The following is a 6523-nucleotide window of genomic DNA, read 5'->3' on the forward strand; positions in this document are numbered from 1 at the left end:
CCAGGCCCGCCAGGCCGGCCAAGAAGGAACCCGCACTGTCGCCGGACTGGGCCGCGGCCGTCGCCCGGGCTGATGCCCGCGCCGCCGCCCGCGCCAAGGCGGAGGCCGCCCCGGCCGTCAAGGTCTCGGTCCGAGAACTGCCGGACCCCGCAGCTCCGGCACGCGACCTCTCCGCAGTCGCACCGCTCGTGGCGTCAGCCACGGACCGGAACGGCCACCTCGGTACCGTCCCGCCCGCTTTCAAGAAAGCCCCGATGCCCGCCGCGAAGTCCCTGCTGGACACGGGCTCGCTGGTCTCCCTGCACGGCAGCCTTCCGGTCAGCAAGTTGAAGCAGCCGGCCCAGGAGCGCAAAGCCGGCTGAGGCCTTACCCCCGGCAGTCAAGTCGGCTACGTTGGAACCCATGGAATTCAGATACCTCGGGAACAGCGGCTTCAAGATTTCGGAAATCACCTTCGGCAACTGGCTTACGCACGGCTCGCAGGTGGAGAACGAGGTCGCCACCCAGTGCGTCCGGGCCGCGCTCGACGCCGGTATCAGTACCTTCGACACGGCGGATGTCTACGCCAACACAGCCGCGGAGACCGTGCTTGGCAAGGCCCTCCAGGATGAGCGGCGCGAGTCGCTGGAAATCTTCACCAAGGTCTTCGGCCCCACCGGTCCCAAGGGCCACAACGATCTTGGGTTGTCCCGCAAGCACATCATGGAGGCCATCAACGGCTCCCTGACGCGGCTGCAGACGGACTATGTGGACCTTTACCAGGCCCACCGCTACGACTACGAGACCCCGCTGGAAGAGACCATGCAGGCCTTTGCGGACATCGTCCGGCAGGGCAAGGCGCTCTACATCGGCGTCAGCGAATGGACGGCCAGCCAGATCCGCGAGGGCCACGCCCTCGCCAAGGAACTCGGCTTCCAGCTGATCTCCAACCAGCCGCAGTACTCCATGCTGTGGCGGGTCATCGAGGCCGAGGTGATTCCGACGTCCGAGGAGCTTGGCCTCTCGCAGATCGTCTGGTCGCCGATGGCGCAGGGTGTGCTGAGCGGGAAGTACCACCCCGGCAAGCCGGCCCCGGAGGGCAGCCGCGCCACGGATTCCAAGGGCGGTTCGAAAATGATCGAGCGCTGGATGTCCAACGAGGTCCTCACCGGCGTGCAGCAGCTCAAGCCGATCGCGGACGAGGCCGGACTGACCATGGCCCAGCTGAGTATCGCCTGGGTGCTGCAGAACAAGAACGTGGCCTCCGCCATCATGGGCGCATCCCGGCCGGAGCAGATTGAGAAGAACGTGGCGGCCGCCGGGGTGAAGCTGGACACCGGGATCATGGAGAAGATCGACGCCGCGATCGGCTCGCTCGCCGAACGCGACCCGGCGCAGACCAAGTCGCCCGCCTCCCGGGAAGCCTAGTCCCATGACCGGCCCGCCCATGCTCGCCGTCACCGGTTCAACCGGGCACCTGGGCGGCCTGGTGGCCCGCCAGCTGGCCGACGCCGGCAGCCCGCAGCGCCTGCTCGTGCGCGACCCCAGCCGGGCGCCGGAGCTGGAAGGCGGCGTGCCCGTCGTTGTTACCTATGCCGATCAGGTGCTCGCGAAAGCGGCCCTCGAGGGTGTCAAGACGCTCTTTATGGTCTCCGCCGCCGAGGCCGAAGACCGGCTGCAGCAGCACTACACCTTCGTGGATGCGGCGGCCGCAGCCGGCGTGCAGCACATCGTCTACACCTCGTTCTTCGGCGCGGCGGCCAATTGCACGTTCACCCTCGGCCGGGACCACTTCGCCACCGAGGAGCACATCAGGGCCTCCGGGATGGATTTCACCTTCCTGCGGGACAACTTCTACCTGGACTTCCTGCCTTTGCTGGCCGGCGCGGACGGTGTTATCCGTGGACCCGCCGGGGACGGCGCCATGGCGGCCGTTGCCCGCGCGGACATCGCCCGTTCCGCCGTGACCGTGCTCCGCGACCCGGCCCTGCACATCGGCCGAACGTACGACCTGACCGGGCCGGAGGACATCTCGCTGGCGACGGCCGCGGACCTCCTCACCGCCGGGACCGGCCGGACCATCACGTTCCACAACGAGACCCTCGAGGAGGCCTACGCCTCGCGCGCCTCCTATGGGGCACCGCCGTGGCAGGTGGACGCCTGGGTGAGCACCTACACTGCGGTCGCGGCCGGCGAACTGGCAGGACCGACCTCTGCCGTCCACGAACTCACCGGCCGTGAACCGCTGGGCCTGGCGCAGTTCCTGGCCGGGGCGCACACGATTTAGCGGCGGGGCTGGCCCAGTATTGACGGCCTCCGGGCTGGGGCGTAGACCTGAATACGGGTGACACCGGTCCAAATCCGGGCTGGTCCGGAACAGAATCGCAGTGCCATGCCAAAGCAGCTGTCGCGCCACTCGTCCATCCTGAAGACACCGCGCCACGGCCGGAAGCTCACGCCGCACCCCGGTGAACCGAGCCATGGCCCCCTCACGGCCGAGGAACTCCAGCTCGCCGTGCGGAACCATTCCATGCCGCTGGAGGCGCTGCGGAACGACACCACGCCGCCCGGGCTGCACTATGTGCTGACCCATTTCGACATCCCGTTCATCGACGCCGAGCACTGGCACCTGCAGATCGGCGGCGCCGTGCAGCGGTCCCTGGAGCTGAACCTCAAGGCGCTCCGACGGGCGCCGCAGATCAGCGTCCCCGTGACCCTGGAATGCGCCGGCAACGGCCGCTCGTTGCTGCGTCCGCGCCCGCTGAGCCAGCCCTGGCAGCTCGAGGCCGTTGGCACGGCGGTCTGGACCGGGGTGCCCCTTGCCTACCTGCTGGCCCAGGCCGGGGTGGAAGATGACGCCGTGGAGGTGGTGTTCACCGGCGCCGACACTGGGGTCCAGGGTGGCGTCCGGCAGCAGTTCGCCCGGAGCCTTCCGATCGCCGAGGCGCTGAGGCCCGACATCGTGCTGGCGTACCGGATGAACGGCAATGAGCTGCCGCCGCAGCACGGCTACCCGCTGCGGCTGGTGGTCCCCGGCTGGTACGGCATGGCGAGCGTGAAGTGGCTGTCCTCGATCAAGGTGCTGACCAAGCCCTTCGATGGTTTCCAGCAGGCGGTCGCCTACCGCTACCAGCAGGACGCGGACGACGCCGGCACTCCGGTCAGCTGGATCAAGGTCCGCTCGCTGATGATCCCGCCGGGCGTGCCGGACTTCTTCACCCGGAGCCGGATGGTGCCGGCCGGTCCGGTAATGCTGACCGGCCGGGCCTGGTCCGGCGAGGGTGCGGTGCAGCGTGTCGAGGTGGGAATCGACGGCAAGTGGGCGCAGGCGCAGCTGGCCCACCCGGCCGCTCCCTTCGCCTGGTGCGCCTGGTCCATGCCGTGGGTGGCTGATCCCGGCGACCACGAGCTGGCCTGCCGCGCCACGGACGCCACCGGGGCCACCCAGCCGCTGGAGCAGGCCTGGAACTACCAGGGCATGGGCAACAACGTGGTGCAACGGATCAAGGCGACGGTCCAGTAGCCGGCAGCCCTCCAAGACGGGCTCCTAATAGTCAACGATCGCGCCGGCGGAGATGTTGACTGTTGCATCGGTGATGGCCCCGGCCTTGTCCGAGGCCACAAAGCAGGCGACGTTTCCGACGTCGGCCAGGGTTGCGGTGCGGTTGAGATGGGCGGACTTGGCGATCTCCACGATGATCTCCTCGCGCCCTTCCGTCTGCCACGGGATCGTCTCGATGATGCCGCCGGACACCATCGTCACCACCCGGATTCCGTGTTTGCCCAGTTCCAGGGCCCATTGCCGGCGCAGTCCTTCCATCGCATCCAGGGCCACTTTGAAGCCGCCGAGCCCCGGCAGCGTCTGAGGTCCGGAGCCCCCGAACATCAGGACCACCCCCGAGCGCTGCTTGATCATGTGCGTCGCCGCGGCCCGGGTGGTGAGGAAATGGGTACGGGTGGCCAGAGTGATGGGCTGGGTGAAGTCGTTGACGTCAATGTCCATGAGTGGCTGCTGGATGTCGCCGAAGGAGATGGCGTTGAAAGAGATGTCGATCCGCTTGTTCTTCCTGGCCACCCGGTCCACAAACGCGTCGACGTGTTCCTCGTCCAGGGCGTCGACGACGGCGGTTTCGGCCCGGCCGCCCTCCTCCAGGATGTCCCGGGCGACTTTCTCCAGCCGCGACTCAGTGCGCCCGGCGAGGTGCACATAGGCGCCCTCCGCCGCGAAAGCCCGGGCCACGGCGCCGCCGATGGAACCCCCCGCACCGTAGACCAGCGCGGTCTTGCCCTGCAGCAGCCCGCCTCGCGGCACCTCGTTGTTCAGCATGGTCGCCTGCCTCCCGCCGTGGAGTGGTAAATTCCCTCCACTATGTTCTTGCCGGGGTCCGCTGGCAAGAGGCCGATCGGTTCAGGACGCAAGGGTTCCGCGGACAATGCTGACGCTGGAGTGCGCAGGGTTGCCGTCGACCGGTTCATCTGACACGTCCACGATCGGGTACTCGCCCAGATCCAGGCCGGCCGGCACGGAAAAAGTCCCGGACTCGGAGGTCATGACCCCCAGGCTCACCAGCCGGGACAAATCCGGGGCGATCAGCCAGACCTCCTGGTAACCGCGCGCCTCGTTCTTGTCGACCCGGACCTCCAGGGCGCGCTGCCCGTCCTTGGCTTCTACGACCCGGGCCGAGCCGGTAGCGGAATGCTGGTCCACGGGCGCCAGTTTGGCCTGGGCCAGCGGGGTCACCGCCGGCTGGTTCTGCTGCACGGACCAGAAGACCCCCGCCGCCAGCAGTGCTGTGGCCGCGGCGGCCGCCAGCCACACGCCGGGACGGCGGAACCAGCCCGACCCCCGGCCGGGTTCCTGCCTCCGTCCGGTCCTTTCCTCCCGGGCCGGGAGGGGCGTTGGGGAGCCGGACGGCGTCGGCGACGGAGACGACGTCCGGGATCCCAGCGGGTCGTCGGCGACAGCGGCGGAAAGCCCCAGTGAGCGGTGGATTCCTGCCCACACCTGCGGCCCGGGGGGTTCCAGCGCGGTGGCGTCCGGCGGTCCGGGCTTCGCCGCCATGACGGCGCGGCGGAGGCCACGGTACTCCGCTGCGCAACTGGTGCAGGAACGGAGGTGGTCCGCGGCGTCGTCTCCGAGTTCTTCGCCGAGGGCCAGCAGGCTCAGGGACTCCGGGTCAAGATGTTGCACGGTCTACCTCCAATCGGCTTCTGAGCTGGGACAGGCTGCGGCGGATGTGGCTTTTGACCGTACCTAGCGGCAGGTCCAGTTTCTGTGAGATCTGCGAATGCGTCAGGTCATCATAGAAGGCGAGCTTGAGGATTGATCCTTGCGGCTCCCCCAGCTTTTCCAGCTCCCCGTCGAGCAGCAAACGGTCGGCCAGCACTTCCGCGGCTGCGTGGCCGGCGGCCTGCTCCGGGTCCGGGGAGAGTTCGACGGCGGCCAGGACCTTCCGGGTTTCCCGCACCGCGGCCGCCTGCGCGTCCGTGATCACGTTCCGGGTGATGCCCACGATCCAGGCCGGTAACCGTGCTTTCGCCGGGTCGAACGCGGACCGCGAGCGCCACACCCGGATGAACACTTCCTGGGTGACGTCATCGGCCGCGGAGTTGTCGTGCAGCGAGCGCAGCGCAAGCGTGTGCACCAGGGGCGAGAACTGCCGGTATGCCTCTGCCAACGCCGTTTCGTCGCCGGCGGCGAAGGACTCATTGAGTCCCGCGTTCCAGGCGGAAGAGGCCTCGAAAGGTGCCAAGCCCGGCTCCTTCCCGCTGCTGGTGGCGACGGTGGGCGCTGCGTCCTGAATCATGCCGGCACCGCCGTGACAATCACATTGTCGCCGTAGTCCTGTTGCGCGTCCAGCCATCGGCCGCCGCAGGTCACCAGCTTCAGCTGGGGCGGGCCGTCGCGCCGGAAGATGGACGCGCCGTCGAACGCGTCCTTGGCCATGAGTTCCACGCGTGTCACCCGGAAAGTCAGGGGCTTGGCCCCTTCGCGCTGGACCGTCACGAGGGTGCCCGGCGCGAGAGATTTGAGCTGGGAAAAGGGCGCCGACTCGGAGGTTGTGTCGACGTGCGCCGCGACCACTGCGGTGCCGGCGGCGGCTCCGGGGGTGGGGCCGAAGCGGTACCAGCCCGCTTCGTGGAAGGGCTCTGGGATCTCCATCGCCCCGTCAGGACTGACTCCCACCTCCACGATCGGCATGTCGATGGTGGTTCCCTCCACGGTGAGGAACCGCGGCGCCGGGTCCTTGGGCGCCGGAGCCAGCGGAGTTGCCGGCCGGACCGGGACTGCTGACCTCGGGACGGGAGCGGTTGTGGCTTGCGCCGGAGGCCCGGTGCGGGGTGGCCCGACGCTGGGGACCGTACTCTCCGTGGGCACGCGTTGCGGAGTGGCGGCCTCCTGGGGTGCGGTGCAGCCCGCGATCAGCAGCGCCATCGTGACGGCTGCGATCCGCGCGGCGGGGGCTAGGGCGGCTGTCCGGAGAGCAGGCGAAGAAGGGCGCCGGGTGGCCTCCGCCGTCGTCGTCCGCTTCATATCTGTCCT

The 6523-nt window shown here is 68.8% G+C and carries 7 protein-coding genes and 1 pseudogene; 4 read left to right on the top strand and 4 right to left on the bottom strand.

Features of this window, described 5'->3' with window-relative positions; all coding sequences use genetic code 11:
* The 4 genes and pseudogenes from K789_RS25535 to K789_RS0121220 all read left to right on the top strand — a co-directional run.
* Positions 1-362, top strand: a pseudogene (locus tag K789_RS25535) (hypothetical protein); the annotation flags it as partial.
* Between the two features lie 40 nt (positions 363-402).
* Positions 403-1407: an aldo/keto reductase family protein gene (locus K789_RS0121210; protein WP_024368495.1), complete on the top strand. Its 1005-nt coding sequence runs from the start codon at positions 403-405 to the stop codon at positions 1405-1407.
* A 4-nt stretch (positions 1408-1411) separates the two neighbouring features.
* Positions 1412-2266: an SDR family oxidoreductase gene (locus tag K789_RS0121215; RefSeq protein WP_024368496.1), complete on the top strand. Its 855-nt coding sequence runs from the start codon at positions 1412-1414 to the stop codon at positions 2264-2266.
* A gap of 105 nt (positions 2267-2371) precedes the next feature.
* Positions 2372-3502, top strand: coding sequence for a sulfite oxidase (locus tag K789_RS0121220; protein WP_084507758.1), 1131 nt, complete (start codon positions 2372-2374; stop codon positions 3500-3502).
* 24 nt (positions 3503-3526) lie between these two features.
* Here the strand turns inward: K789_RS0121220 and K789_RS0121225 are convergent, their stop codons facing one another.
* The 4 genes from K789_RS0121225 to K789_RS24815 all read right to left on the bottom strand — a co-directional run bounded on the left by K789_RS0121225 (position 3527) and on the right by K789_RS24815 (position 6514).
* Positions 3527-4306, bottom strand: a complete 780-nt coding sequence (locus K789_RS0121225) for an SDR family NAD(P)-dependent oxidoreductase (RefSeq protein WP_029705612.1) — start codon at positions 4304-4306, stop codon at positions 3527-3529.
* Between the two features lie 81 nt (positions 4307-4387).
* Positions 4388-5170: an anti-sigma factor domain-containing protein gene (locus tag K789_RS0121230; RefSeq protein ID WP_024368499.1), complete on the bottom strand. Its 783-nt coding sequence runs from the start codon at positions 5168-5170 to the stop codon at positions 4388-4390.
* A complete protein-coding gene (locus K789_RS0121235; protein ID WP_051181218.1) occupies positions 5157-5786 on the bottom strand; it encodes an RNA polymerase sigma factor in 630 nt (209 codons plus the stop codon). The genes K789_RS0121230 and K789_RS0121235 overlap by 14 nt, the downstream gene beginning before the upstream one ends.
* Positions 5783-6514, bottom strand: a complete 732-nt coding sequence (locus K789_RS24815; protein ID WP_084507760.1) for a class F sortase — start codon at positions 6512-6514, stop codon at positions 5783-5785. The genes K789_RS0121235 and K789_RS24815 overlap by 4 nt, the downstream gene beginning before the upstream one ends.
* Between the last annotated feature and the right edge of the window lie 9 nt (positions 6515-6523).

It is taken from the genome of Arthrobacter sp. TB 26 (assembly GCF_000427315.1).
Classification (GTDB): domain Bacteria; phylum Actinomycetota; class Actinomycetes; order Actinomycetales; family Micrococcaceae; genus Arthrobacter.